The organism is Enterobacter sp. PL_is514, assembly GCF_055816715.1.
In genome coordinates this window covers 103,010-128,933 of the sequence record NZ_JBVPGN010000028.1, presented here as the reverse complement: position 1 = coordinate 128,933, position 25,924 = coordinate 103,010, and the positions used below count along the sequence as shown (strand labels likewise).

General features: G+C 55.3%; 19 protein-coding genes. 15 read left to right on the top strand and 4 right to left on the bottom strand.

Going from position 1 to position 25,924, the window contains the following annotated elements:
* Positions 1–185 precede the first annotated feature (185 nt).
* The 12 genes from AC0TNG_RS06840 (at position 186) to yegS (ending at position 18,969) form a co-directional block, all read left to right on the top strand.
* Positions 186–1,388, top strand: a complete 1,203-nt coding sequence (locus tag AC0TNG_RS06840; RefSeq protein ID WP_473713342.1) for an MdtA/MuxA family multidrug efflux RND transporter periplasmic adaptor subunit — start codon at positions 186–188, stop codon at positions 1,386–1,388.
* Positions 1,388–4,510, top strand: coding sequence for an MdtB/MuxB family multidrug efflux RND transporter permease subunit (locus AC0TNG_RS06835; protein ID WP_048991170.1), 3,123 nt, complete (start codon positions 1,388–1,390; stop codon positions 4,508–4,510). Before AC0TNG_RS06840 ends, AC0TNG_RS06835 begins: the two co-directional genes overlap by 1 nt.
* Positions 4,511–7,588, top strand: coding sequence for a multidrug efflux RND transporter permease subunit MdtC (gene mdtC, locus AC0TNG_RS06830; RefSeq protein ID WP_024908117.1), 3,078 nt, complete (start codon positions 4,511–4,513; stop codon positions 7,586–7,588).
* Positions 7,589–9,004: an MFS transporter gene (gene mdtD / locus AC0TNG_RS06825; RefSeq protein WP_024908118.1), complete on the top strand. Its 1,416-nt coding sequence runs from the start codon at positions 7,589–7,591 to the stop codon at positions 9,002–9,004. It begins immediately after the preceding gene.
* Positions 9,001–10,404 (top strand): envelope stress sensor histidine kinase BaeS, encoded by a 1,404-nt coding sequence (gene baeS / locus AC0TNG_RS06820; protein ID WP_048991164.1) that lies wholly within the window; start codon positions 9,001–9,003, stop codon positions 10,402–10,404. The genes mdtD and baeS overlap by 4 nt, the downstream gene beginning before the upstream one ends.
* Complete coding sequence (gene baeR, locus AC0TNG_RS06815; RefSeq protein ID WP_023312418.1) at positions 10,401–11,123, top strand: envelope stress response regulator BaeR; 723 nt, start codon at positions 10,401–10,403, stop codon at positions 11,121–11,123. The genes baeS and baeR overlap by 4 nt, the downstream gene beginning before the upstream one ends.
* Positions 11,124–11,362: 239 nt before the next feature.
* Positions 11,363–12,265 carry an SIR2 family protein gene (locus AC0TNG_RS06810; protein WP_473713341.1) on the top strand — a complete coding sequence of 301 codons (903 nt, stop codon included), beginning with the start codon at positions 11,363–11,365 and terminating at the stop codon, positions 12,263–12,265.
* Positions 12,262–14,373 carry a tetratricopeptide repeat protein gene (locus tag AC0TNG_RS06805; protein WP_473713340.1) on the top strand — a complete coding sequence of 704 codons (2,112 nt, stop codon included), beginning with the start codon at positions 12,262–12,264 and terminating at the stop codon, positions 14,371–14,373. The genes AC0TNG_RS06810 and AC0TNG_RS06805 overlap by 4 nt, the downstream gene beginning before the upstream one ends.
* 176 nt (positions 14,374–14,549) lie before the next feature.
* Positions 14,550–15,911: a prephenate-dependent tRNA uridine(34) hydroxylase TrhP gene (gene trhP, locus AC0TNG_RS06800; RefSeq protein ID WP_024908121.1), complete on the top strand. Its 1,362-nt coding sequence runs from the start codon at positions 14,550–14,552 to the stop codon at positions 15,909–15,911.
* A 417-nt stretch (positions 15,912–16,328) separates the two neighbouring features.
* Positions 16,329–17,294 (top strand): hypothetical protein, encoded by a 966-nt coding sequence (locus tag AC0TNG_RS06795; RefSeq protein ID WP_473713339.1) that lies wholly within the window; start codon positions 16,329–16,331, stop codon positions 17,292–17,294.
* Between the two features lie 61 nt (positions 17,295–17,355).
* Positions 17,356–17,907: a hypothetical protein gene (locus AC0TNG_RS06790; RefSeq protein ID WP_032645296.1), complete on the top strand. Its 552-nt coding sequence runs from the start codon at positions 17,356–17,358 to the stop codon at positions 17,905–17,907.
* A gap of 162 nt (positions 17,908–18,069) precedes the next feature.
* Complete coding sequence (yegS, locus tag AC0TNG_RS06785; RefSeq protein ID WP_248165200.1) at positions 18,070–18,969, top strand: lipid kinase YegS; 900 nt, start codon at positions 18,070–18,072, stop codon at positions 18,967–18,969.
* A 70-nt stretch (positions 18,970–19,039) separates the two neighbouring features.
* Here yegS and fbaB read toward each other — a convergent pair whose 3' ends face one another.
* Entirely contained in the window at positions 19,040–20,092 is a 1,053-nt protein-coding gene (gene fbaB, locus AC0TNG_RS06780) for a class I fructose-bisphosphate aldolase (protein ID WP_023312424.1), read from the bottom strand.
* 250 nt (positions 20,093–20,342) lie between these two features.
* Here fbaB and AC0TNG_RS06775 point away from each other — a divergent pair, with 250 nt between their 5' ends.
* Genes AC0TNG_RS06775 through AC0TNG_RS06765 form a run of 3 tightly spaced genes read left to right on the top strand, consistent with a single transcriptional unit; the run spans position 20,343 to position 23,571 of the window.
* Positions 20,343–21,620 carry a nucleoside permease gene (locus tag AC0TNG_RS06775; RefSeq protein WP_024908126.1) on the top strand — a complete coding sequence of 426 codons (1,278 nt, stop codon included), beginning with the start codon at positions 20,343–20,345 and terminating at the stop codon, positions 21,618–21,620.
* Entirely contained in the window at positions 21,617–22,621 is a 1,005-nt protein-coding gene (locus AC0TNG_RS06770; RefSeq protein WP_473713338.1) for an ADP-ribosylglycohydrolase family protein, read from the top strand. The genes AC0TNG_RS06775 and AC0TNG_RS06770 overlap by 4 nt, the downstream gene beginning before the upstream one ends.
* Positions 22,618–23,571, top strand: a complete 954-nt coding sequence (locus AC0TNG_RS06765; protein WP_473713337.1) for a PfkB family carbohydrate kinase — start codon at positions 22,618–22,620, stop codon at positions 23,569–23,571. The genes AC0TNG_RS06770 and AC0TNG_RS06765 overlap by 4 nt, the downstream gene beginning before the upstream one ends.
* Here the strand turns inward: AC0TNG_RS06765 and AC0TNG_RS06760 are convergent.
* The 3 genes from AC0TNG_RS06760 to thiM are packed head-to-tail and all read right to left on the bottom strand — an operon-like array spanning position 23,545 to position 25,901.
* Complete coding sequence (locus tag AC0TNG_RS06760; RefSeq protein ID WP_473713336.1) at positions 23,545–24,291, bottom strand: GntR family transcriptional regulator; 747 nt, start codon at positions 24,289–24,291, stop codon at positions 23,545–23,547. The genes AC0TNG_RS06765 and AC0TNG_RS06760 overlap by 27 nt on opposite strands.
* Before the next feature lie 42 nt (positions 24,292–24,333).
* Positions 24,334–25,134 (bottom strand): bifunctional hydroxymethylpyrimidine kinase/phosphomethylpyrimidine kinase, encoded by an 801-nt coding sequence (gene thiD, locus AC0TNG_RS06755; protein ID WP_473713335.1) that lies wholly within the window; start codon positions 25,132–25,134, stop codon positions 24,334–24,336.
* Positions 25,131–25,901, bottom strand: coding sequence for a hydroxyethylthiazole kinase (gene thiM, locus AC0TNG_RS06750; protein ID WP_473713334.1), 771 nt, complete (start codon positions 25,899–25,901; stop codon positions 25,131–25,133). The genes thiD and thiM overlap by 4 nt, the downstream gene beginning before the upstream one ends.
* Between the last annotated feature and the right edge of the window lie 23 nt (positions 25,902–25,924).

Sequence of the window (25,924 nt, the reverse complement as noted above, 5' to 3'; positions counted from 1 at the left end):
CACCCCGGCCCTCTCCCACAGGGAGAGGGAGAAAACACCCAAAACGGCAACGGATGTTGCCGTTTTGCGTTTACCTCCATTCAGACCATTCCTGACAGTCTTCCATATTTCCTCCATTTTTCCGCTGTGTTAGCTGACTAAACTAGTATCATTCCCCGAAGTCTTCAGGATGAGAACGTATAACGATGAAAGGCAGTAACAAATCCCGCTGGGCAATCGCCGCTGGCATCATTGTGGTGGTCCTTGCCGCCGCCTGGTACTGGCACAGTCAATCCGCGAATTCCGCCGCACCCGCTGGTGCCACCAGCCAGGCACAGCGCCCGGCAGGCGGAGGGCGCCACGGCATGCGCGGTGGCGCGCTGGCGCCGGTCCAGGCGGCGACGGCGGTGAATAAAGCCGTTCCTCGCTATCTCACAGGTCTCGGGACCATTACCGCCGCCAACACCGCCACGGTGCGTAGCCGCGTCGACGGCCAGCTGATGGCTATTCACTTCCAGGAAGGACAGCAGGTTAAAGCGGGCGATCTGCTGGCCGAAATCGACCCGAGCCAGTTTAAGGTCGCCCTCGCCCAGGCGCAGGGGCAGCTCGCGAAAGACAACGCGACCCTCGCCAACGCCCGTCGCGATCTGGCCCGCTACCAGCAACTGGTGAAAACCAACCTCGTGTCTCGTCAGGAGCTGGATACCCAGCAGTCGCTGGTCAGCGAAACGCAGGGCACCATCAAAGCCGACGAAGCCGCGGTGGCCAGCGCCCAGCTGCAGCTGGACTGGAGCCGCATCACCGCGCCGATTGACGGACGCGTGGGCCTGAAACAGGTCGATATCGGCAACCAAATCTCCAGCGGCGACACCACGGGCATCGTGGTGATCACCCAGACCCACCCGATTGATTTAGTCTTTACCCTGCCGGAAAGCGACATTGCGACGGTGGTGCAGGCGCAAAAAGCCGGTAAAGGCCTGGTGGTGGAAGCCTGGGACCGCACCAACAAGCAGAAGCTGAGCGAAGGCTCTCTGCTCAGTCTGGATAACCAGATCGACACCACCACCGGCACCATCAAGCTGAAGGCGCGCTTTAATAACAAGGACGATGCCCTCTTCCCGAACCAGTTTGTCAACGCGCGCATGCTGGTCGCCACCGAAGAGAACGCGGTGGTGATCCCCACCGCTGCGCTGCAGATGGGTAACGAAGGCAACTTCGTCTGGGTGCTTAACAGCGACAATAAGGTCAGCAAACACCTGGTGAAAACCGGTATTCAGGACAGCCAGACGGTGGTTATCAGCGCTGGCCTTTCCGCAGGCGACCGCGTGGTTACCGACGGCATTGACCGTCTGACCGAAGGGGCCAAAGTGGAAGTGGTTGAACCTGCGAAACAGGGAGAGAAATCCTGATGCAGGTTATGCCCCCAGGCTCTACAGGCGGGCCGTCACGCCTGTTTATCCTCCGTCCAGTCGCCACCACGCTGCTGATGGTGGCGATCCTGCTCGCCGGGATTATCGGCTATCGCTTCCTGCCCGTGTCGGCGCTGCCGGAGGTGGATTACCCCACCATTCAGGTGGTGACGCTGTATCCCGGCGCCAGCCCGGACGTGGTGACGTCCGCCATTACCGCCCCGCTGGAGCGCCAGTTCGGCCAGATGTCGGGGCTAAAACAGATGTCCTCCCAGAGTTCAGGCGGGGCGTCCGTCGTGACGCTGCAGTTCCAGCTGACGCTGTCGCTGGACGTCGCCGAGCAGGAGGTACAGGCCGCCATCAACGCCGCCACCAACCTGCTGCCGTCGGACCTGCCTAACCCGCCGGTCTACAGCAAGGTGAACCCGGCGGATCCGCCGATCATGACGCTTGCCGTCACCTCCTCCGCCATGCCGATGACCCAGGTCGAAGACATGGTCGAAACGCGCGTGGCGCAGAAAATTTCTCAGGTGTCCGGCGTTGGCCTCGTCACCCTCGCGGGCGGCCAGCGCCCGGCGGTGCGCGTCAAGCTGAACGCGCAGGCCATTGCAGCGCTGGGGCTCACCAGCGAAACCATCCGCAGCGCCATCAGCAACGCGAACGTCAACTCGGCGAAGGGCTCGCTGGACGGCCCAACCCGCGCCGTGACGCTTTCGGCGAACGACCAGATGCAGTCCGCCGACGAATATCGTCAGCTGATTATCGCCTACCAGAACGGTGCGCCGGTTCGTCTGGGAGACATCGCCACTGTAGAACAAGGTGCCGAAAACAGCTGGCTCGGCGCCTGGGCCAACAAACAGCAGGCGATCGTGATGAACGTGCAGCGCCAGCCGGGGGCGAACATTATCGAAACCGCCGACAGCATCCGCACCATGCTGCCGCAGCTGATCGAAAGCCTGCCGAAATCGGTCAGCGTGAAGGTGCTTTCCGACCGCACCACCAACATTCGTGCGTCGGTCACCGACACCCAGTTTGAGCTGATGCTGGCGATTGCGCTGGTGGTGATGATCATTTATCTGTTCCTGCGCAACGTTCCGGCAACCATTATTCCCGCCGTCGCCGTACCGCTCTCGCTGGTCGGCACCTTTGCGGTGATGGTGTTCCTCGATTTTTCGATAAACAACCTGACGCTGATGGCGCTCACCATCGCCACCGGGTTCGTGGTTGACGACGCCATCGTCGTCATCGAGAACATCTCGCGCTATATCGAGAAAGGCGAAAAACCGCTGGCCGCCGCGCTGAAAGGCGCGGGCGAAATCGGCTTTACCATTATCTCGCTGACCTTCTCGCTGATTGCGGTGCTGATCCCGCTGCTGTTTATGGGCGATATCGTCGGGCGGTTGTTCCGCGAATTTGCCGTGACGCTGGCGGTCGCCATTTTGATCTCCGCCGTGGTGTCGCTGACCCTGACGCCGATGATGTGCGCCCGCATGCTGAGCCACGAGTCCCTGCGCAAGCAAAACCGCTTCTCGCGCGCCTCCGAGCGCATGTTCGAGCGGATTATTGCCGCCTACGGTCGCGTGCTGGCGAAAGTCCTTAACCATCCGTGGGCGACGCTCGGCGTGGCGCTCGGCACGCTGGCGCTCAGCGTGATGCTGTGGATTTTTATCCCGAAAGGCTTCTTCCCGATCCAGGACAACGGCATTATTCAGGGCACGCTTCAGGCCCCGCAGTCGGTCTCCTTCGCCAATATGGCGCAGCGCCAGCAGCAGGTGTCTGAGATTGTTATGAAAGATCCGGCGGTCGAGAGCCTGACCTCCTACGTCGGCGTCGACGGCACCAACCCATCTCTCAACAGCGCGCGTCTGCAGATCAACCTTAAGCCGCTGGATGAGCGCGACGATCGCGTCAACGCCGTCATTGCGCGGCTGCAAAGCGCCGTGGCCCGCGTGCCGGGCGTTGAGCTGTACCTGCAGCCGATTCAGGATTTGACCATCGATACCCAGGTCAGCCGCACGCAGTACCAGTTCACGCTGCAGGCCACCACGCTGGATGCCCTCAGCACCTGGGTACCGCAGCTGGTGAACAAGCTTAACACCCTGCCACAGCTCTCCGACGTCAGCAGCGACTGGCAGGACAAAGGGCTGGCGGCGTACGTGAACGTCAACCGCGATACCGCCAGCCGCCTCGGTATTACCATGGCAGACGTGGACAACGCCCTGTACAACGCCTTCGGTCAGCGCCTGATCTCCACCATCTACACCCAGGCGAACCAGTACCGCGTGGTGCTGGAGCACAATACGGAGAACACGCCCGGCCTGGCGGGGCTGGACTCGGTGCGCCTGACCAGCAAAGACGGCGGCATTGTGCCGCTGAGCGCTATCGCCACGGTGGAAGAGCGCTATACCCCGCTGTCGATCAACCATCTGGATCAGTTCCCGTCCACCACCATCTCCTTCAACGTGCCGGACAATTACTCTCTCGGCGAAGCGGTGGAGGCCATTCAGGCGGCTGAAAAAGAGCTCAGCTTCCCGTCCGACATTCAGACCCAGTTCCAGGGCAGCACCCTGGCGTTCCAGGCTGCGCTGGGCAACACCATCTGGCTGATCGTGGCGGCGGTCGTGGCGATGTACATCGTGCTCGGCGTGCTGTACGAAAGCTTTATCCACCCGATCACCATCCTCTCTACCCTGCCGACGGCGGGCGTGGGGGCGCTGCTGGCATTAATGCTGGCGGGCAGCGAGCTGGACGTGATTGCCATCATCGGCATCATCCTGCTTATCGGTATCGTGAAGAAAAACGCCATCATGATGATCGACTTTGCCCTGGCCGCCGAGCGCGAGCAGGGCATGTCGCCGCGTGATGCGATTTTCCAGGCCTGCCTGCTGCGTTTTCGCCCTATCCTGATGACCACGCTGGCCGCCCTGCTGGGCGCGCTGCCGCTGATGCTGAGCACGGGCGTCGGCGCGGAGCTGCGCCGTCCGCTGGGTATCGGCATGGTCGGCGGTCTGCTGGTGAGCCAGGTGCTTACGCTCTTTACTACGCCGGTGATCTACCTGCTGTTTGACCGCCTGGCGCTGTGGACCAAAAGCCGCTTCCCGAAACGTGAAGAGGAGGCATAAGTGAAGTTTTTCGCCCTCTTCATTTATCGCCCGGTGGCGACGATTCTCATCTCGCTCGCCATTACCCTCTGCGGCGTGCTGGGCTTCCGGCTGCTGCCGGTGGCGCCGCTGCCGCAGGTGGATTTCCCGGTGATCATGGTCAGCGCCTCGCTGCCGGGTGCCTCGCCGGAAACCATGGCCTCGTCCGTTGCCACGCCGCTGGAGCGCTCGCTCGGGCGGATTGCGGGGATCAACGAGATGACCTCCAGCAGCTCGCTGGGCAGCACGCGCATTATTCTGGAGTTCAGCTTCGACCGGGATATTAACGGTGCGGCGCGCGACGTGCAGGCGGCCATCAACGCCGCACAAAGCCTGCTGCCGAGCGGGATGCCGAGCCGCCCAACCTACCGCAAGGCCAACCCGTCCGACGCGCCGATCATGATCCTGACGCTGACCTCGGATACGTACTCGCAGGGGCAGCTGTATGACTTTGCGTCTACCCAGCTGGCGCAGACCATCTCACAAATTAACGGCGTCGGTGACGTGAGCGTCGGCGGGAGCTCCCTGCCCGCCGTGCGCGTAGGGTTAAACCCGCAGGCGTTATTCAACCAGGGCGTGTCGCTGGACAACGTGCGCTCCGCCATCAGCAACGCCAACGTGCGTAAACCGCAGGGGGCGATTGAGGACAACAGCCACCGCTGGCAGATCCACACTAACGACGAGCTGAAAACCGCCGCGGAATACCAGCCGCTCATCATCCACTATAACAACGGCGCCGCGGTGCGCTTAAGCGACGTAGCCAGCGTCACCGACTCGGTGCAGGACGTGCGCAACGCCGGGATGACCAACGCCAAACCGGCCATTCTGCTGATGATCCGCAAGCTCCCGGAAGCGAATATTATTGAGACGGTGAACAGCATTCGCGCCCGTCTTCCGGACCTGCAGCAGACCATCCCGGCAGCAATCGATCTGCAAATTGCCCAGGATCGCTCCCCGACCATTCGCGCCTCGCTGGAAGAGGTGGAACAAACACTGGTGATCTCCGTCGCGCTGGTGATCCTGGTGGTCTTCCTGTTCCTGCGCTCCGGCCGCGCGACGCTTATCCCGGCGGTGGCCGTGCCGGTCTCGCTGATCGGTACCTTTGCCGCCATGTACCTGTGCGGCTTTAGCCTTAACAACCTGTCGCTGATGGCCCTGACGATTGCGACGGGCTTCGTAGTGGATGACGCCATCGTGGTGCTGGAGAACATTTCCCGCCATCTGGAAGCGGGCGTGAAGCCGCTGCAGGCTGCCCTGCAGGGCACGCGCGAGGTGGGCTTTACGGTGCTCTCCATGAGCCTGTCGCTGGTGGCGGTATTCCTGCCGCTGCTGCTGATGGGCGGTCTGCCGGGCCGGCTGCTGCGCGAGTTTGCCGTCACCCTCTCCGTCGCCATCGGCATTTCGCTGGTTATCTCCTTAACGCTGACGCCAATGATGTGCGGCTGGATGCTCAAGCGCAGCAAACCGCACTCGCAGCCGCGCCGCAAAGGCTTTGGACGTTTCCTGATGGCGATGCAGGAAGGCTACGGCAAATCGCTGAAGTGGGTGCTGAACCATACCCGACTGGTTGGCCTGGTGCTGATTGGCACCATCGTGCTCAACGTCTGGATGTACATCACCATCCCGAAAACCTTCTTCCCGGAGCAGGACACCGGCGTGCTGATGGGCGGAATTCAGGCGGACCAGAGCATTTCGTTCCAGGCCATGCGCGGCAAGCTGCAGGACTTTATGAAGATCATTCGTGAAGACAAAGCCGTGGATAACGTGACCGGCTTTACCGGCGGGTCACGCGTTAACAGCGGGATGATGTTTATTACCCTGAAACCGCGCGGCGAGCGTAACGAAACCGCCCAGCAGGTGATTGACCGCCTGCGGGTGAAGCTCGCCAAAGAGCCGGGGGCAAACCTGTTTTTGATGGCCGTTCAGGATATCCGCGTCGGCGGGCGACAGGCGAACGCCAGCTATCAGTATACGTTGCTCTCGGACGATTTAGCCGCCCTGCGCGAGTGGGAGCCGAAGATCCGCAAGGCGCTGGCCGCCCTTCCCCAACTGGCGGACGTCAACTCCGATCAGCAGGACAACGGCGCCGAGATGGCCCTGACCTACGACCGTGAAACCATGTCGCGGCTGGGCATCAACGTTGAAGCCGCCAACAGCCTGCTGAACAACGCCTTCGGCCAGCGCGAGATCTCCACCATCTACCAGCCGATGAACCAGTACAAGGTGGTGATGGAAGTTGACCCGCGCTATACCCAGGACATCAGCGCCCTGGACAAGATGTTTGTGATTAACAGCGACGGCAAGGCGATTCCGCTCTCCTATTTCGCCAGCTGGCAGCCTGCCAACGCGCCGCTGTCGGTGAACCATCAGGGGCTGTCGGCGGCGTCGACCATCTCGTTTAACCTGCCAGTTGGCTCATCACTTTCGGAGGCCAGCGACGCGATCAACCGCGCGATGACCCAGCTTGGCGTGCCATCCACCGTGCGCGGCAGCTTTGCCGGGACCGCGCAGGTGTTCCAGGAGACGATGAACTCGCAGGTGATTTTGATTCTGGCCGCCATCGCCACGGTTTATATTGTGCTGGGCGTGCTGTATGAAAGCTACGTGCACCCGCTAACCATTCTTTCGACGCTGCCGTCGGCGGGCGTTGGGGCGCTGCTGGCGCTGGAGCTGTTCGGCGCGCCGTTCAGCCTTATCGCGCTCATCGGGATCATGCTATTAATCGGCATCGTGAAGAAAAACGCCATCATGATGGTGGACTTCGCGCTGGATGCCCAGCGCAACGGCAACCTCTCGCCGGAAGAGGCCATCTTCCAGGCCTGCCTGCTGCGCTTCCGTCCGATTATGATGACCACCCTGGCGGCGCTGTTTGGCGCGCTGCCGCTGGTGATCTCGGGAGGCGACGGCTCGGAGCTGCGCCAGCCGCTGGGGATCACCATTGTCGGCGGCCTGGTCATGAGCCAGCTGCTGACGCTTTACACCACGCCGGTGGTCTATCTGTTCTTCGACCGCCTGCGGCTGCGCTTTTCGCGTAAAAACAGAACCACGGTGACTGAGTAGATGACCGATCTCCCCGCTAACGTTCGCTGGCAGTTATGGATAGTCGCCTTCGGCTTCTTTATGCAGTCGCTGGATACGACCATCGTCAACACCGCCCTCCCCTCCATGGCGAAAAGCCTGGGGGAGAGCCCGCTGCATATGCACATGGTGATTGTCTCCTACGTGCTGACGGTTGCCGTGATGCTGCCCGCCAGCGGCTGGCTGGCCGATAAGGTCGGCGTGCGGAATATCTTCTTTACCGCCATCGTGCTGTTTACCACCGGCTCGCTGTTTTGCGCCCAGGCCAATACTCTCGACCAGCTGGTGATGGCGCGCGTGCTGCAGGGCGTTGGCGGGGCGATGATGGTCCCCGTCGGGCGGCTAACGGTGATGAAGATTGTGCCGCGCGAGCAGTACATGGCGGCGATGACCTTTGTCACCCTGCCCGGTCAGGTGGGGCCGCTGCTGGGCCCGGCGCTCGGCGGCATTCTGGTGGAATACGCCTCCTGGCACTGGATTTTCTTAATCAATCTTCCTGTTGGCATCATCGGCGCCATCGCCACCCTGACGCTGATGCCGAACTACAAAATGCAGACGCGGCGCTTTGATTTCTTTGGCTTTATTCTGCTGGCTGCGGGCATGGCCACGCTTACCCTGGCGCTCGACGGGCAAAAAGGTCTGGGGATTTCGCCCCTGACGCTCGGGCTCCTGATCGCGCTCGGCGTTACCGCCATACTCTGGTACCTGTGGCATGCCAGAGGTAACGATAAGGCGCTGTTCAGCCTGAACCTGTTTAAAAACCCTACCTACCGCCTTGGCCTGTTCGGCAGCTTCGCCGGGCGCGTCGGCAGCGGCATGCTGCCGTTTATGACGCCCGTTTTCCTGCAAATCGGCATGGGATTTTCGCCGTTCCACGCGGGCCTGATGATGATCCCGATGGTGCTCGGCAGCATGGGAATGAAGCGCATCGTGGTGCAGGTGGTGAACCGCTTTGGCTACCGTCACGTGCTGGTCACCGCCACGCTGGGGCTGTCGCTGGTGAGTCTGCTGTTTATGGCCGTGGCGCTGATGGGCTGGTACTACGTTCTGCCGCTGGTGCTGTTCTGCCAGGGGATCGTCAACTCCATGCGCTTCTCATCGATGAATACCCTGACGCTGAAGGACCTGCCGGACGATCTGGCGAGCAGCGGCAACAGCCTGCTGTCGATGATCATGCAGCTCTCAATGAGCGTCGGGGTGACTATCGCGGGGTTACTGCTCGGCATGTACGGCCAGCACCACCTCAGCGTCGACACGCCGGTGGCGCATCAGGTCTTTCTGTATACCTATCTCAGCATGGCGGTCATCATCGCCCTGCCCGCTTTCATCTTCGCCCGGGTGCCGGATGATACCAGCAAGAACGTCGTCATCAGGCGCGGCAAAAGGAGTGGTTCATGAAATTCTGGCGTCCGGGCATTACCGGCAAGCTCTTCGTGGCGATATTTGCCACCTGTATCGTCCTGCTGATCACCATGCACTGGGCGGTGCGGGTCAGCTTCGAGCGCGGCTTTATTGATTACATTAAGCATGGCAATGAGCAGCGTTTGCAGGGCTTAAGCGATGCGCTGAGTGAACAGTACGCCCAGCACGGCAACTGGCGTTTTCTGCGCAATAACGACCGCTTTATTTTCCAGATCCTGCGCTCGCTGGAGCACGATACCGGCGACGATCGTCCGGGCCCGGGCATGCCACCGCACGGCTGGCGCACCCAGTTCTGGGTAATCGACCAGGATATGCGCCCCCTGGTTGGGCCGCGCGCGCCGATACCGCCGGACGGCACCCGGCGGGCGATTAAAGTGAATAACGCCACCGTCGGCTGGGTTATCGCCTCCCCGGTGGAGCGCCTGACGCGCAACACCGACATCAACTTTGACCGCCAGCAGCGTCGCACAAGCTGGCTGATTGTCGCCCTCTCCACCCTGCTCGCCGCGCTCGCCACCTTCCCGCTGGCGCGCGGTCTGCTCGCCCCGGTGAAACGCCTGGTGGAAGGCACGCACAAGCTGGCCGCCGGGGATTTCACCACCCGAGTCGATACCCGCAGCCAGGACGAACTGGGCAAGCTGGCGCAGGACTTTAACCAGCTCGCCAGCACGCTGGAGAAGAACCAGCAGATGCGCCGCGACTTTATGGCCGATATTTCCCACGAGCTGCGCACGCCGCTGGCGGTGCTGCGCGGCGAGCTGGAGGCCATTCAGGACGGTGTGCGCCAGTTTACGCCCGAATCGGTGGCCTCTCTGCAGGCAGAGGTGGGCACGCTCACCAAGCTGGTGGATGACCTCCACCAGCTCTCCATGTCCGACGAAGGCGCGCTGGCCTACCAGAAAGCGCCGGTGGATGTGATTAATATTCTGGAAGTGATCAGCGGCGCCTTCCGCGAGCGGTTTGCCAGCCGAGATCTGAAAATTGACCTCTCCCTGCCGGACAGCGCGGTGGTGTTTGGCGACAAGGACCGGCTGATGCAGCTGTTCAACAATCTGCTGGAAAACAGCCTTCGCTACACCGACAGCGGCGGCGGGCTGCATATCTCCGGCAGGCAGGAAAACGGGCGTTTTGCCCTTACCTTCGCCGATTCCGCCCCGGGCGTGCAGGACGCGCAGCTGGAAAAACTGTTTGAACGTTTCTACCGTACCGAAGGTTCCCGCAACCGCGCCAGCGGCGGTTCCGGCCTGGGGCTGGCGATTTGCGTTAACATCGTCGAGGCGCATAATGGCACGATCCGCGCCGCCCATTCGCCTTTTGGCGGGGTTAGCATTACAGTAGAGTTACCTCTGGAACGGGATTTATCGAGAGAAGTATGACCGAGTTACCGATTGACGAAAATACGCCGCGCATTTTGATTGTGGAAGACGAACCCAAGCTGGGACAGCTGCTGATCGACTATTTACGCGCGGCCAGCTATGCCCCGTCGCTGATCAGCCACGGCGACCAGGTGCTGCCGTACGTGCGCCAGACCCCGCCGGATCTGATCCTGCTGGATTTAATGCTGCCGGGCGTTGACGGACTGACCCTGTGCCGGGAAATTCGCCGCTTCTCCGACGTGCCGATCGTCATGGTCACCGCCAAAATTGAAGAGATTGACCGCCTGCTGGGGCTCGAAATCGGCGCGGACGACTACATCTGCAAGCCCTACAGCCCGCGCGAGGTGGTCGCCCGCGTAAAAACCATTCTGCGCCGCTGCAGGCCGCAGCGCGAGCTTCAGGTGCTGGACGCCGAAAGCCCGCTGATTGTCGACGAAAGCCGCTTCCAGGCGAGCTGGCGCAGCAAGCTGCTGGACCTGACGCCTGCGGAGTTCCGCCTGCTGAAAACCCTCTCCCACGAGCCGGGAAAAGTCTTCTCCCGCGAACAGCTGCTGAACCACCTGTATGACGATTATCGCGTGGTGACCGACCGCACCATCGACAGCCATATCAAAAACCTGCGCCGCAAGCTGGAGGCGCTGGACGCCGAGCAGTCTTTTATCCGCGCGGTGTATGGCGTGGGGTATCGCTGGGAAGCGGATGCGTGCAGGATAATGTGACAGAGTCAATGATACAACCTAACGCATTGATTTCACTAAAAATACTCACATTAAAAAGACTTTTTCATTTTAATCATATAAATTGACTATGAAAGTGAAAAGATACAATATGTTTACTAAGTAGTACTACAATTTGAAACTTATAAAATGTAATACTATTTCAGCCTGTAACGATTAACTATAGTGTATAAAATCAAATTTTTTTGATGCTCGACCAAGCAATGGAAGGAATGGCTCAGATGGCAAGACAATTTTATAATGTCAACTTATTAACTCATAGATTTAAAAATGATAAAGACATAACTATTATTTTGGGTTCAGCCATTTCAACCCGTAAAAATAACATTGGCATCCCTAATGTTTCAGAATCAACATCAATATTAAAAAAATACTTTGAAGATCATAACTTATCAACTCTTTTTAGTGAATTTGTTGAAGAATATGGCACTTCAAATGAATACCAAGACTGTTTTAGTTTTGCTGCGGCTTTAAATGGTCAGCAATTGATTAGAGAATTAGTTAAATCTATTGTAAGTGTAAATATTGATAGAAACACTGGAAAACAAAATATAACCAAACCTATAGTCGATTTAGTTAATTTCATAAAGGAAAATCCTGGCAAAGTAATCAACATTGTTACTACTAATTTCGACACAATGATTGAAGAACAATTAGATAATGAAGGAATAGCATTTAATAGTCATAGTATTGTTTCTGATTCAAATTATAATGATAACTCAAATGGTCTAATAAACATTATTCATATCCATGGTGTTTGGGATAAAGGGGATACAATGCATACTTCCAATCAACTTTCCGCGAAGCGTGATTTGATTGAAAGTTCGCTTGTAAATATTATATCAGAAACCAATGCATATATAATGGCCTATAGTGGTTGGGAAGACAGCTTTATGCGCTCGCTAGCAACAGTCATGAACAATAACAAAATAGAATATCAATTTTCTTGGTGTTTTTATAATAAAGAACATGGCATCATTGAGCGAGATTATGAAGATTTATTCCCATTGCTAACTTCTGCAATATCTAGAGAGCGCATACAATTTTTTAGCGGGGTTGATTGTTTTAATTTTTTCGAAAACTGTTTAGTTGGGAATGACGTAAATCAAAAAAAAAACAATTGACAACTCATACTAATGTACAAGAATCGAGTTTTAATGAAGTAGAAAACTTTTTTTTCATTGAAAAAAACTATGATTACTTACAAACCAGAATTAAAGAACAAGAAACAGCCATTGATTATTTGATTAATGACAAAAGCGTTTTTATAGAGTCAGGATTAGGACATGGTTTATTTGAGTTTTTATTCTCATTATTTTCTAGAATGGGTTATGAAGATCACTTATCATTCAAAATAGATTTATCTGAGGTTATTTCACGCCAACAAATTGATACACGTATTAAAGTGGATACAGGTCTAGATATATCACGTTTGATCTACGAATCCAATATTAAATCCAACCCACAAATATTTATTATATTCGAAAACATTCGGTCTGATATTAATGATGAAGCTATCAATTATTTAACAAAGCTTCCATCTATTTTAAATACATCTAGCTGTGTTTTTTTCTGCATATTTACCTCTCCAGCATCAGTAAATATGATGAATAATAAAAAAATAAAACTAGATATTTTAACTCTTCAAGAAGTCACAATAGTCTTAAATAAAAGATATAGGTCACTTAATCTCACTAATGAAGAAATTTATTCTATATATGAATTATCAGAAGGCGTAATAAGGAAATTAGAAAGGATAATTTATTTTTTAGATGATGGTTCTGTACAAGAAGTGTTAGATATGCCTGATATATTTGACGACATTTATTATTCTGAAAGTATCTCGCAGACAATACTAAAGCAGATTGAACGCTTAAAAACCGATCCGACTAAATTTACTAGTTTAGTCATGTTAAAAATACTATCAGTGCTAAAGAATGGAGAGACATTGACCAATTTAAAATCACATAAATTGGGAAAACAATTATCAGTTCGTAATACTAAAGAATTAATTGAATTAGGCCTTGCCAAAACCATAACTATAGATAATGTTACAATAATTATAAAAGTAAACCCTATTATCAAAGATTATGTTTTAAAATTCATGTCTCCATTTGAAATTGATACAATTTCTGAAGCATATTTAGATGTCACTATTGTTGAGATCAAAGGTGGCATTAGAATAGGCACTACTACACGAAAAGTTTTAGACAATGGATATAACAGTGAAGATGATAATGGAACTGCACTTCTTCTTCTCAATATTGAAAAATGTCAACGTGATATGCTAAATCCAAACTTAAATGGGGATGAGGCAGAAATGCTGGAAAGAAGAATGAGAAAACTAGTATATTTATCAAAATGCTATGTGTATGCATTATCAAATTCTTCTAAATACCGTGAAACTATTATAGCAGCACAGAAAATCATTGAACAAATAGATAAAATTGAACCACTAAAATCTTATGCATATTACTACTATATAGGTTCAGCCTATCGCATGTTAGGAAATTATCCTGAGGCAAGCCGATACCTTACAAAAGCAAGAACAGGATGCCCTGAGCATGATTCTGATTTATTATCGCAAATTTATATTAACGAGTTATATTTACTTGAATCTTTAGATATTAACAAAGCAATATCTTATGCAAGAAAAAACAAGAATTCGTTTAAAGCCAAGTCACAAGCATATATTATTTCAGACGAGATCTTATCATTAGGGAAATCTCGACAAGATAGGCTTAAAAGTCTTGATAGCTTAGAAAAAAAAGCCAGGAAAAATGATTACCTCACACTCGCCAATAACATTCTTTTTACTTTAAATAAAGAAAAACGGGATATTGATAAACTTGCGACGCTTGAAACAATCCTGCGTACCGAGCGAAATACTTATAACTTATGTCGAGCAATAGTTGACAGGGCTGAGTTTTTAGTAGCCAATGGCCTTTACGATAAAATCAAAGAAATTGATATAAAATACCTCCTCAATATTTATGAGTATTACTTCAGTCAAAGATTTGACACTCAACTCACTCGTTGTTTTAAAATAATCTGGGAAATCTCAAATTATTATAAATCATTAGACATTGCATTCTCTATTTATTACAAAGCGATTATAATATGGAAGTTAACTGATGATAAAGAAAATGAAACTAAATACTCTAATTTAGTTGCTGGGTTAGATAACCCTATTAACACAGCTACTCTCCCGTTGGAAAAATCAAACAAGTAATGTAATTTTTACTCTGGAGGTATGTATTACCAGATAACACATACCTCATATAAGAAACTAATAACTTTACCTACTATCACCGCAGCGCTACAATGCCCGCCCTTAAAGTGGGGGATCTCCCCTTACCGCTGCACCTGGTGCCGCGGATCTGACCTGTCATCAGAACGAGAACAAACATGTTTAAACCGGAACTCCTTTCCCCGGCGGGAACGCTGCAAAATATGCGTTACGCTTTCGCCTATGGTGCCGATGCTGTCTACGCGGGCCAGCCTCGCTATTCGCTGCGCGTACGTAACAACGAATTCAACCACGAGAACCTGCAGCTCGGCATCAACGAAGCGCATGCCCTGGGCAAGAAATTCTACGTGGTGGTCAACATCGCGCCGCACAACGCCAAGCTGAAAACGTTCATTCGCGACCTGAAGCCGGTGGTGGATATGGGGCCGGACGCGCTGATCATGTCGGACCCGGGCTTAATCATGCTGGTTCGGGAGAATTTCCCGGAGATGGATATTCACCTCTCCGTACAGGCTAACGCCGTCAACTGGGCGACGGTGAAGTTCTGGAAGCAGATGGGGCTGACCCGCGTCATTCTGTCTCGCGAATTGTCCCTTGAAGAGATCGAAGAGATCCGCACCCAGGTGCCGGATATGGAAATCGAAATCTTCGTTCACGGCGCGCTGTGCATGGCCTACTCTGGCCGCTGCCTGCTCTCCGGCTATATCAACAAGCGCGACCCGAACCAGGGCACCTGCACCAACGCCTGCCGCTGGGAATACAACGTCCAGGAAGGCAAAGAAGATGACATCGGCAACATCGTTCACAAGCACGAGCCGATCCCGGTGACTAACGTCGAGCCAACGCTGGGCATCGGCGCGCCAACCGACAGCGTGTTTATGATTGAAGAAGCCAAACGTCCGGGCGAGTACATGACAGCCTTTGAAGACGAGCATGGCACCTACATCATGAACTCGAAAGATCTGCGCGCCATCGCCCACGTCGAGCGCCTGACACAGATGGGCGTGCACTCCCTGAAGATTGAAGGCCGCACCAAATCCTATTACTACTGCGCGCGTACCGCGCAGGTGTACCGCAAAGCCATCGACGATGCGGCCGCCGGTAAACCGTTCGATACCAGCCTGCTGGAAACTCTGGAAGGCCTGGCGCATCGCGGCTATACCGAAGGCTTCCTGCGCCGTCATACCCACGACGACTACCAGAACTACGAGCACGGCTACTCCGTTTCCGAGCGCCAGCAGTTTGTCGGTGACTTCACCGGCGAGCGCAAAGGCGCGCTGGCGGCCGTCGCGGTGAAAAACAAGTTCACCAAAGGCGACAGCCTGGAGCTGATGACCCCGCAGGGCAACATGAACTTCACGCTGGAACATCTGGAAAACGGTAAAGGTGAAATGATTGAGGTGGCACCGGGTGACGGGCATACCGTCTGGCTGCCGGTTCCTGAAGAGGTGGAGCTGAAGTTCGCCCTGCTGATGCGTAACTTCAACGGTGAAAGCACCCGAAACCCACACGGCAAATAGTCAATCAGGGAAATTTTTTCGCGCTGGGATAATTCTTAGAATCGGATCACATACCGCTTCGTTCAATACGGGTATTATCCCCCCGCTGAAAAACATAACCCATAAATGCTAGCTGTACCAGGAACCACCTCCTTAGCCTGCGTAATCTCCCTTACGCGGGCTTATTTTTTTGTACAATTCAGTCCACTTAGTCAGAATGAAATTGCACCGCCCCACCAAATGAAGGGTGTTGATTCGCGCCAGCGTCTGCTGGAATATCTTTTACAAAAATCGGGCGGGTATAAGATATCCATCACAATTTTCATTAGTTCTGGCAGGATGGCGTGTTATTCGGATCATTCCTAACTCCCCTCCATTACATGCCCTTTACTCTTTATTTCTCAGCGTTATACGATTTCACATGGACGGAGAGACAACATGACGTTTCCTGGTCAGATTTCAAAGGATATTCCGGATTACGAACTCGCCCGCAGTCTGGGTCTAGCCTCCGGGGGCGATATTGATTTCACCGCCCTTGCCAATCAGCTGGACTGTAGCCGTAACTTTAGCCAGGTTGGGATCATCTACTCAGACGGTGCGCGTCAGTGGTTAGTGAGACCCTCAAGACGGATTGCGACGCCAAACGAAAGCTCGGTGAGTCATGTCGTCATCACTAAAGTAAACGCCTCATCAAGTAATCCTCTCCAGGCAACGACGACGACGATTCAGTCACCTTCATTAGCGACTGAAATAGGTTCTACGGCGATTTCTTGCGGAGCTGCCATTCTCACTGTCGTACTTGCTGCAGGTGCAGGTATGGCCATTCCTCTCACCGCAGGTTCTTCCGGCGCTGTTGCCGCTGTGATTGTCGCTGGTGGTGTAGCAACAGGAATTCAGTGTGCAAACGGGCTTGGCCGCTTGTCACTTATTGCCATGAATCATAATGACTATGTTGCGTGGATGGATTCCCAGGAGTGGTATACCGCAACCAATACTGCTCTTGATGCGATTTCACTTGCCGGGGCTGCTGCGGGTCTAAAAAGCGCTGTATTAACCTACCGCCTACTTAATCGCTCAACGTCTGAAAGTTTACTCTCGTTATTACAAAAAATGAGCCGGGCAGACCGCACGCGGTTAACTGAGGAAATCATTCGTATCCGAAATCCCGGGATCTCTAATTCAGGGGTTAAAGCAGCGATGAAAGCTGGCGTTTACCCTAAACGTTACCCCTCGGAAGCGCTGCAGCTGCTCTTACAGCGAGAGCTGTTGAATGCTATTTCAAACTCCTCAGCATTTGTTGGCAGTGCTGTCTCGGGTACAATCCTGAATCCTCAGAATATTACACAATCTGGTAAATACGTTTTTGGTTTGATTCAGTCTTTTTCATTTACAGGAAGTTATTGACCCGGACATGATAAATTACATCAAAAAGAGCCTTTCATTAAGTGCTGTGATAACAGGTGAAATGGCGACTGACGATTGCCAACGGCTTGAATCATTGAAAAATCGCTTAAAAGGTCAGTTCGGTGTTCCTGTGGGTGTACATATGACAGGCATACCCTTAGCAATAAATACCTTACTCACTATTTTTTGCTACGCTATGCTACAAGTTTCTGTCTGGATGTTGCTATTTCGCCTGCTCGGCTTACCTGAATTTAAGGTAATGATGGGAGTATTCCTTGCAGCAGTGGTGTATTGCATGATTGTAATGAGCACGATGTTTTTAACGGCCAGAGGTTCCTTAACGGGATATAAACTGCATATTTCTGTCATTACACTGACCGGCTTGATGAGCATCGTTTACTTTATCTGGACGTGGATTTCGCTTTTATTTGGCTCTGTAGAGAATTACACACCGCAAATAACCTCACTATTAGGATTGGGATTTTTCGGCCTGAATATCGTGTGGATGAATACGTCAGTCTTTTACCGTTCAATTGCGCTAACGCTACATAATCGGGTGTGGCGTAAACAGTTGAAAATTGAGAACAGGCAAATGGCAGGGCTCAAACGTTGACAGCAAGCGTCAATTGAGGGACCAGCGTATAAAAGGTAAACGCCACGAAGGGGGATAAATCCCCTTTCCGCAGCCTTATTTTTTTCCTTTCATCCTGTTCTTACCCGCTTTTTTCCCCTCTGCTATACACTCTTACTAACGCTAAAAAAGGGAGCAGCGCGGATGGCAACCTATCAAGACAGTTTATTGATTCTCAATGGCAAAAGTGCGGGCAACGATCTGCTGCGTCAGGCAATTCAGGATTTGCGTGACGACGGCGCGCGCATCCACGTAAGGGTAACATGGGAAAAAGGCGACGCGGCACGCTATATCAATGAAGCCCTCGGGCTTGGCGTCAACACCATCATTTCCGGCGGCGGCGACGGCACCATCAATGAGATTGCGTCAGCGCTTATCGATCTCCCCCCGGCAGACCGGCCGGTGATGGGCATTTTACCGCTCGGCACCGCCAATGATTTTGCCACCAGCGCCGGGATCCCGGAGGAGTTAGAGAAGGCGCTTCAGCTGGCGATCCTCGGCAAGGCCACCGCTGTGGATATTGCGCAGGTGAATGATAAAACCTGTTTTATCAATATGGCGACGGGCGGGTTTGGCACGCGCATCACCAGCGAAACACCGGAAAAGCTGAAGGCGGCGCTGGGCGGCGTGTCGTACCTGATCCACGGCCTGATGCGCATGGACACCCTCAAGCCTGACCGCTGCGAAATTCGCGGCGAGGATTTTCAGTGGCAGGGTGACGCGCTGGTCATTGGCATTGGAAATGGTCGACAGGCAGGCGGCGGGCAGCAGCTGTGCCCGGAGGCGCTGATCAATGACGGTCAGCTACAGCTGCGGATTTTCACGGGCGACGGCCTGCTGCCCGCGCTGTTTACCACGCTGACGCAGCCGGAAGAGAGTCCGAATATCATTGACGGGAAATCCGCATGGTTTGAGGTCAATGCCCCGCACGGGATGACGTTTAACCTCGACGGAGAGCCGCTAAGCGGAACACAGTTCCGCATTGAGGTGTTGCCCGGCGCGCTGCAGTGTCGGCTGCCGCCGGACTGTGTGCTTTTGCGCTGATGTTTCACACGGTGCGCGATGATGCCCTCACCCCCCCCCCCTCTCCCACAGGGAGAGGGAGATGGAGGCGTCAGGCAATCGTGACTTTACTGTCCAGATAGACGTCCTGTACCGCATTGATCAGCTTCACGCCGTCGGCCATCGATTTCTTAAACGCCTTACGGCCAAGGATCAGCCCCATGCCGCCCGCGCGTTTGTTGATAACCGCCGTACGCACCGCGTCTGACAGGTCGGTATCACCGCCCGCCGCCCCGCCGGAGTTGATCAGCCCCGCGCGACCCATGTAGCAGTTCGCCAGCTGGTAGCGCACCAGATCGATCGGGTTATCGCTGGTCAGCTTGCTGTATACGCGGTCATCGGTATAGCCAAAGTTCACCGCTTTGTATCCGCCGTTATTCTCGGCCATTTTCTGCTTCACAATATCCGCGCCGATGGTCGCCGCCAGGTGGTTCGCCTGCCCGGTCAGGTCGGCCGACACGTGGTAATCCACGCCGTCTTTCTTGAACGCATTGTTGCGCAGATACGCCCACAGTACGGTGACCATGCCCAGCTCGTGCGCGCGTTCAAAGGCCGCGGAGATCTCTTCAATCTGACGACGAGACTGCTCAGAACCGAAATAGATGGTCGCCCCTACCGCCACCGCTCCCATATTGAACGCCTGCTCGACGCTGGCGTAGAGGGTCTGGTCATATTCGGTAGGGTAGCTCAGAGTTTCGTTGTGGTTCAGCTTCACAAGGAACGGAATGCGGTGGGCATAGCGACGCGAAACCGAAGCCAGCACGCCGTAGGTGGAGGCTACACAGTTACAGCCCGCTTCAATCGCCAGCTCAACAATGTTCTTCGGATCGAAGTAGAGCGGATTCGCCGCGAAAGAGGCGCCCGCCGAGTGCTCAACGCCCTGGTCTACCGGCAGAATAGAGAGATACCCGGTGCCGCCGAGCCGCCCGGTGTTGTAGAGCGTCTGCATATTTCGCAGGACCGCAGGCGGACGGTTGTTATCGATCATCACGCGATCAACGTAGTCATGACCAGGCAGATACAGCTGGTCGGCTGGAATGGTCATACAACGATGCTGTAAAAGGCTGTCGGCGTCTTTGCCAAGCAACTGCGCAATATCAGTCATGTGATACTCCCGTAAGTCCGACGTCGTGTCGGTGTGTGTTTATCCAGTCCCATCTTTTATGGGCAGACTAAGCCTGGTACCGACTTAACAGATTTTCCACCCTTTGCATTTTTTTTCAGCACAATCTGCTGGCTCGATTCGTGTACAACAAAACTGTTACATTGATCAAACAATCGCCGCAAAGGTATTTAAAAGGTATTATTAAGTGGTATGTTAAAGGCGTACCCTCTCTGACATGCAGGATTAAAAAATGAAAACGAAAGTCCAACTGTCATTCATGATGTTTGTTGAATGGTTTATCTGGGGCGCGTGGTTTGTACCGCTGTGGCTGTGGCTGAGCAAAAGCGGTTTTACCGCCGGGGAAATTGGCTGGTCTTACGCCTGTACAGCCATTGCCGCTATCCTCTCACCGATTCTGGTCGGCTCGCTGACGGACCGCTTCTTCGCCGCACAGAAAGTGCTGGCGGTACTGATGTTCGCCGGCGCCATTCTGATGTACTTCGCCGCACAGCAAACCCAGTTCAGCACCTTCTTCCCGCTGCTGCTGGTTTACTCCCTGACCTATATGCCGACCATCGCGCTGACCAACAGCATTGCCTTCGCCAACGTGGATGACGTCGAGGCCGATTTCCCGCGTATCCGCGTGATGGGCACCATCGGCTGGATCGCCTCCGGGCTGGCGTGCGGATTCCTGCCGCAGATGCTGGGCTACAGCGATATTTCCGATACCAATATTCCGCTGCTGATGACCGCAGCCAGCTCAGCCCTGCTCGGCGTGTTTGCCCTGTTCCTGCCGAACACCCCGCCGAAGAGCACCGGCAAGCTGGACTTCAAGGTGATGCTGGGGCTGGACGCGCTGATCCTGCTGCGCGACAAAAACTTCCTGGTGTTCTTCTTCTGCTCGTTCCTGTTCGCTATGCCGCTGGCCTTCTACTATATCTTCGCTAACGGCTATCTCACCGAAGTGGGGATGAAAAACGCCACCGGCTGGATGACGCTCGGCCAGTTCTCTGAAATCTTCTTTATGCTGGCGCTGCCGTTCTTTACCAAACGCTTTGGTATTAAGAAGGTCTTACTGCTGGGTCTGATCACGGCCGCTATCCGCTACGGATTCTTCGTTTACGGCGGTGCGGAACAGTACTTTACCTACGCCCTGCTGTTCCTTGGCATTCTGCTGCACGGCGTGAGCTACGACTTCTACTACGTTACCGCGTATATCTACGTGGATAAAAAAGCGCCGGTGCACATGCGCACCGCCGCGCAGGGCCTGATTACGCTGTGCTGCCAGGGCTTTGGTAGCCTGCTGGGTTACCGCCTGGGCGGCGTGATGATGGAAAAAATGTTCGCATACAAAGAGCCGGTGAATGGGCTGACCTTCAACTGGGCCGGAATGTGGGCGTTTGGTGCAATCATGATTGCCGTGATTGCCGTGCTGTTTATGCTGTTTTTCCGCGAATCGGATAAAGAGATCACCGCAATTGAGGTGGTTGATGGCGATGCCGCGCTGACACAAGGGGAAGTTAAATGAAACAAGAACGTGTTCTCGGGGCCCTTTACGGGCAGGCGTTAGGGGATGCGATGGGCATGCCGTCGGAGCTGTGGCCGAGAAAGCGCGTCAAGGCCCACTTTGGCTGGATCGACCGCTTTTTACCCGGCCCGGCAGAGAATAATGCGGCCTGCTATTTCAAACAGGCAGAGTTCACCGACGATACCTCAATGGCACTGTGCCTGGCGGACGCGATCGTCGAGTGCGACGGGGAGATTAACCCGGACGTTATCGGCAAGCATATTCTGCGCTGGGCGCTCGACTTCGACGCGTTCAATAAGAACGTGCTCGGCCCGACCTCCAAAATCGCGCTTAACGCGATTCGCGACGGGAAACCGGTTAGCGAACTGGAAAACAACGGCGTGACCAACGGGGCGGCGATGCGCGCCTCCCCGCTGGGCTGCCTGCTTCCGGCCACGCGTCTGGAACACTTTGTTGAGCAGGTGGCGCAGGCCTCCAGCCCGACCCATAAATCCGATCTCGCCATTGCCGGCGCGGTGGTGATTGCCTGGGCTATTTCGCGCGCCGTCGACGGCGAAAGCTGGCAGAACATCGTCGATGCCCTGCCGGGTATTGCCCGATATGCGCAGGAGGCGAAAACCACCACCTTCAGCGCGTCGCTGGCGGCGCGTATTGAGCTGGCGCTTAAGACCGTGCGGGAAGCCAACGGGATTGAGTCCGCCAGCGAGCAGGTGTACCAGCTCGTGGGGGCCGGAACCAGCACCATTGAGTCCGTTCCGGCAGCTATTGCGATGGTCGAACTGGCGGGAACCGACCCGAACCGCTGCGCCATTTTATGCGCCAATCTGGGCGGCGATACCGACACCATTGGCGCGATGGCGACGGCCATCTGCGGTGCGCTCCACGGCGTGCAGGCGATTGACCCGGCGCTCAAAGCTGAACTCGACGCCGTCAACCGGCTCGATTTCGGCCACTATTGCGAGAAACTGCTGCACTTCAGGGAGCAAAGGGAGGGCGTATGAATGCATTTGCCCAACGTCTCGACAATCTGCACGCCACGCGCCCGGTGACGGTGCTGGGCGCAGCGGTGATTGACGTCATCGCCGACGCCTACGCCCTACCCTGGCGCGGGTGCGATATCGAGCTCAAACAGCAGGGGGTGAATATCGGCGGCTGCGCGCTGAACATTGCCATCGCCCTGAAACGGCTCGGCATTACGGCGCAAAACGCCCTGCCCGTCGGCCATGGCGTGTGGGCGGACATCATTCGCAACGCCATGGCGAAGCAGGATCTGCACAGCGCCATCGAGGCCGAAACCGGCGATAACGGCTGGTGCCTCGCGCTGGTGGAGCCAGACGGTGAGCGCACCTTTATGTCCTTTAGCGGCGTGGAGAACCAGTGGCAGCAGCGCTGGCTTGATGTGCTTAATATCCCGTCGAACAGCCTGGTCTATTTGTCCGGCTATCAGCTGGCATCGCCCAGCGGCGAGCTGCTGACACGCTGGCTGGAGAGGTTGCCGGACGTGACGGCCTTTATCGATTTCGGTCCCCGCATCGCGGATATTCCCGACGCGCTGATGGCGCGAATTATGGCCTGCAGGCCGATTGTGTCGCTTAATCGTCAGGAAGCGGAGATCGCAGCCGAGCGACTGGGTGTTGCGGCTGAAGATCTGGGTGCGGAGTGGCCGCTGCGTTTCGGTGCTGCGCTGATTGTGCGGCATGATAAAGACGGCGCCACGTGGTATGACGGTAAGACCTCGGGCGTTGTTCCGGCGTTCCCGGCGACGGTTGTGGACACCATTGGCGCTGGCGACAGCCACGCGGGCGGCACGCTTGCCGGGCTGGCGGCGGGATGGTTACTGGCAGATGCCGTTCTGCTGGGGAATGCCGTGGCGTCCTGGGTAGTCAGCCACCGAGGCGGAGACTGCGCCCCGACTCGCGACGAATTACTCCTCGCACACAAAGACGTATAGATCGCTGCGACAGTAGCTGATGCTGTACTCAATCGGCCGGTGCTGCTGGTCAAGCGCGACCTGCTTGATCACCAGCACCGGTATTTTTTCGTCCATCTTAATGTGCGCCTGAAACTCGCTGTCCGGCATGCGGGCGCTCACCCTTGAGCGGGTGCGCTGCGGGAAGATATTCTGGCTGCGGAAGTAGTCGTAGAGCGAAATGCCAATCGCATCCGGGTCGGGAATTAACCCGACCGGGACCCAGGACTCTTCAATGGACACCGCATCGTCATCCACATAGCGAATGCGCTTGAGCAAAAAGACCTCGCTGTCCGGGGAGATCGACAGGTGGTCCGCCACCTCTTCCGGGCACTTCACCACCCGCTTGTTGACCCATAGCGTATTGGGCTTTTGACCGCGAAGCACCACCTGCTGGGAAAAGCCGCGCGCCTCTTTAAGCGAATATTCAAAGATGTTGTTGATTTGCGTGCCATAGCCACGGGAACGCGTCACCACGCCCTCTTCCTCCAGCGCCTGCATCGCTTTTCGCACGGTAATGCGCGACACCCCGGTTAACTGGCTCAGATCGCGCTCGCCGGGCAAAATATTCCCGTGCTCCAGCACCCCGCTGCGCACCGCATTTTTTACCGTTTCGGCAAACTTCAGGTACAGCGGCGTGTTATCGGGCGCGGCGATCCGTTCATTCAGTTGAGCGATTAACCGGGTATGCGCTTGTTCCATCTCTGTTTTCTCAGGCGTGATGTATTCTGCCAGTATACTGGCTTACCACCATGCATGAAAATGGTGTACCGGCCCAATACCGTGACCGACTTCCAGAGTATCGGCTTTTGCCAGCGCCGCCGAGAGCCAGGCTTTCGCTTCGCGCACCGTTTCGGCCCAGCCTTCATGCCGGGGACGCAGCGCCGCCAGCGCGGCCGAGAGCGTACAGCCCGTGCCGTGGGTATTTTTGGTCTGCACGCGCGGCGCGGTAAAGCGCACTTCGCCGTCGCGGGTGAAAAGCCAGTCCGGGCTTTCCGCGTCATCCAGATGCCCGCCCTTCATCAGCACCGCACCGCAGCCCATTGCCAGCAGCGCGTTCCCCTGCGCTTTCATCTCGCGTTCCGTTTGCGCATGCGATGTGCCTAACAGCGCGGCGGCTTCTGGCAGATTGGGCGTAATGAGCGCCACATGCGGCAGCAGCTTTTTACGCAGGGTTTCCACGGCAGAGGCGGAGAGCAGCGGGTCACCGCTTTTTGCCAGCATGACGGTATCCAGCACTACGTTTTGCACCGCATAACGCTTAAGCCGCTCAGCCACAGCTTCAACAATGTCCGTCTCGGCCAGCATGCCGATTTTAGTGGTATCAATGCGCACGTCGCTGAATACCGAATCCAGCTGTGAGGCAACAAAATCCGGCTCAATACGGTAGACCGACTGCACACCGCGCGTGTTTTGCGCCACCAGCGCGGTAATGACCGAGCAGCCGTACGCACCAAGGGCAGAGAAGGTTTTCAGGTCAGCCTGGATGCCCGCGCCGCCGCTGGGATCGGTGCCGGCAATGGTCAGGGCATTAATCCGCTTCATGCTTGCTCCTCCAGCGTGTAGAGCGCGTCGAGGAACGCGCTGGCAAAACTGCCCGGGCCACGCGACTGCGCAACGGCCACCGTTCCAGCCCGCTTCATCCATCCGCAGGCAGCAGCGATATTATCCAGCCGGTCGCCCGGCAGCGAGCAGCTCGCCGCGACGACGGCGGAGAGAGCGCACCCGGTGCCGACCACGCGTGTCATCAGCGGGTCACCGCCGGTTACCGTTCGGGTGCGTTGTCCGTCAGTGATGTAATCCACCTCACCGGTGACGACCACAACGGCATTGGTCTGGCGGGCCAGCGCCTGAGCAGCGGGCACCGCGCTGGCGGCGGTATCGGTCGTATCGACGCCGCGCCCGCCTGCGCTCATTCCGGCAAGAGCAAGGATTTCTGAGGCATTGCCGCGAATGGCAGCCGGTTTAAGGGCGAGAATTTGATGGCAAAAACGGGTACGGAACGCGATCGCGCCAACGGCAACCGGGTCCAGCGTCCAGGGTTTGCCTGCCGCCACCGCGCTTTCTATTGCCCGACGCATCGACTGGGCGCGCGGCGCGGTCAGCGTGCCAACGTTAACCAGCAGCGCATCGGCTATCGCGGCAAACTGTTCGGCCTCCTCGGCCTCAATCACCATCGCCGGAGATGCGCCAAGCGCCAACAAAACGTTGGCCGTAAAGGTCTGTACGACATCGTTGGTCATACAATGGGTCAGCGGAGAACGGGTACGGAAGTGATGTAAAACGTGTAAATCGAGCAGGTCAGGCTGCATGGGTTCGCTCCTGCCTTGCGTGA

Excerpts from the sequence above, each read along its gene's own strand:
- AC0TNG_RS06840 (WP_473713342.1), top strand. The coding sequence starts at position 186 with ATGAAAGGCAGTAACAAATCCCGCTGGGCAATCGCCGCTGGCATCATT.
- AC0TNG_RS06835 (WP_048991170.1), top strand. The coding sequence starts at position 1,388 with ATGCAGGTTATGCCCCCAGGCTCTACAGGCGGGCCGTCACGCCTGTTT.
- mdtD (WP_024908118.1), top strand. The coding sequence starts at position 7,589 with ATGACCGATCTCCCCGCTAACGTTCGCTGGCAGTTATGGATAGTCGCC.
- baeS (WP_048991164.1), top strand. The coding sequence starts at position 9,001 with ATGAAATTCTGGCGTCCGGGCATTACCGGCAAGCTCTTCGTGGCGATA.
- baeR (WP_023312418.1), top strand. The coding sequence starts at position 10,401 with ATGACCGAGTTACCGATTGACGAAAATACGCCGCGCATTTTGATTGTG.
- AC0TNG_RS06810 (WP_473713341.1), top strand. The coding sequence starts at position 11,363 with ATGGCAAGACAATTTTATAATGTCAACTTATTAACTCATAGATTTAAA.
- trhP (WP_024908121.1), top strand. The coding sequence starts at position 14,550 with ATGTTTAAACCGGAACTCCTTTCCCCGGCGGGAACGCTGCAAAATATG.
- AC0TNG_RS06795 (WP_473713339.1), top strand. The coding sequence starts at position 16,329 with ATGACGTTTCCTGGTCAGATTTCAAAGGATATTCCGGATTACGAACTC.
- AC0TNG_RS06790 (WP_032645296.1), top strand. The coding sequence starts at position 17,356 with ATGGCGACTGACGATTGCCAACGGCTTGAATCATTGAAAAATCGCTTA.
- yegS (WP_248165200.1), top strand. The coding sequence starts at position 18,070 with ATGGCAACCTATCAAGACAGTTTATTGATTCTCAATGGCAAAAGTGCG.
- fbaB (WP_023312424.1), bottom strand. The coding sequence starts at position 20,092 with ATGACTGATATTGCGCAGTTGCTTGGCAAAGACGCCGACAGCCTTTTA.
- AC0TNG_RS06775 (WP_024908126.1), top strand. The coding sequence starts at position 20,343 with ATGAAAACGAAAGTCCAACTGTCATTCATGATGTTTGTTGAATGGTTT.
- AC0TNG_RS06770 (WP_473713338.1), top strand. The coding sequence starts at position 21,617 with ATGAAACAAGAACGTGTTCTCGGGGCCCTTTACGGGCAGGCGTTAGGG.
- AC0TNG_RS06765 (WP_473713337.1), top strand. The coding sequence starts at position 22,618 with ATGAATGCATTTGCCCAACGTCTCGACAATCTGCACGCCACGCGCCCG.
- AC0TNG_RS06760 (WP_473713336.1), bottom strand. The coding sequence starts at position 24,291 with ATGGAACAAGCGCATACCCGGTTAATCGCTCAACTGAATGAACGGATC.
- thiD (WP_473713335.1), bottom strand. The coding sequence starts at position 25,134 with ATGAAGCGGATTAATGCCCTGACCATTGCCGGCACCGATCCCAGCGGC.
- thiM (WP_473713334.1), bottom strand. The coding sequence starts at position 25,901 with ATGCAGCCTGACCTGCTCGATTTACACGTTTTACATCACTTCCGTACC.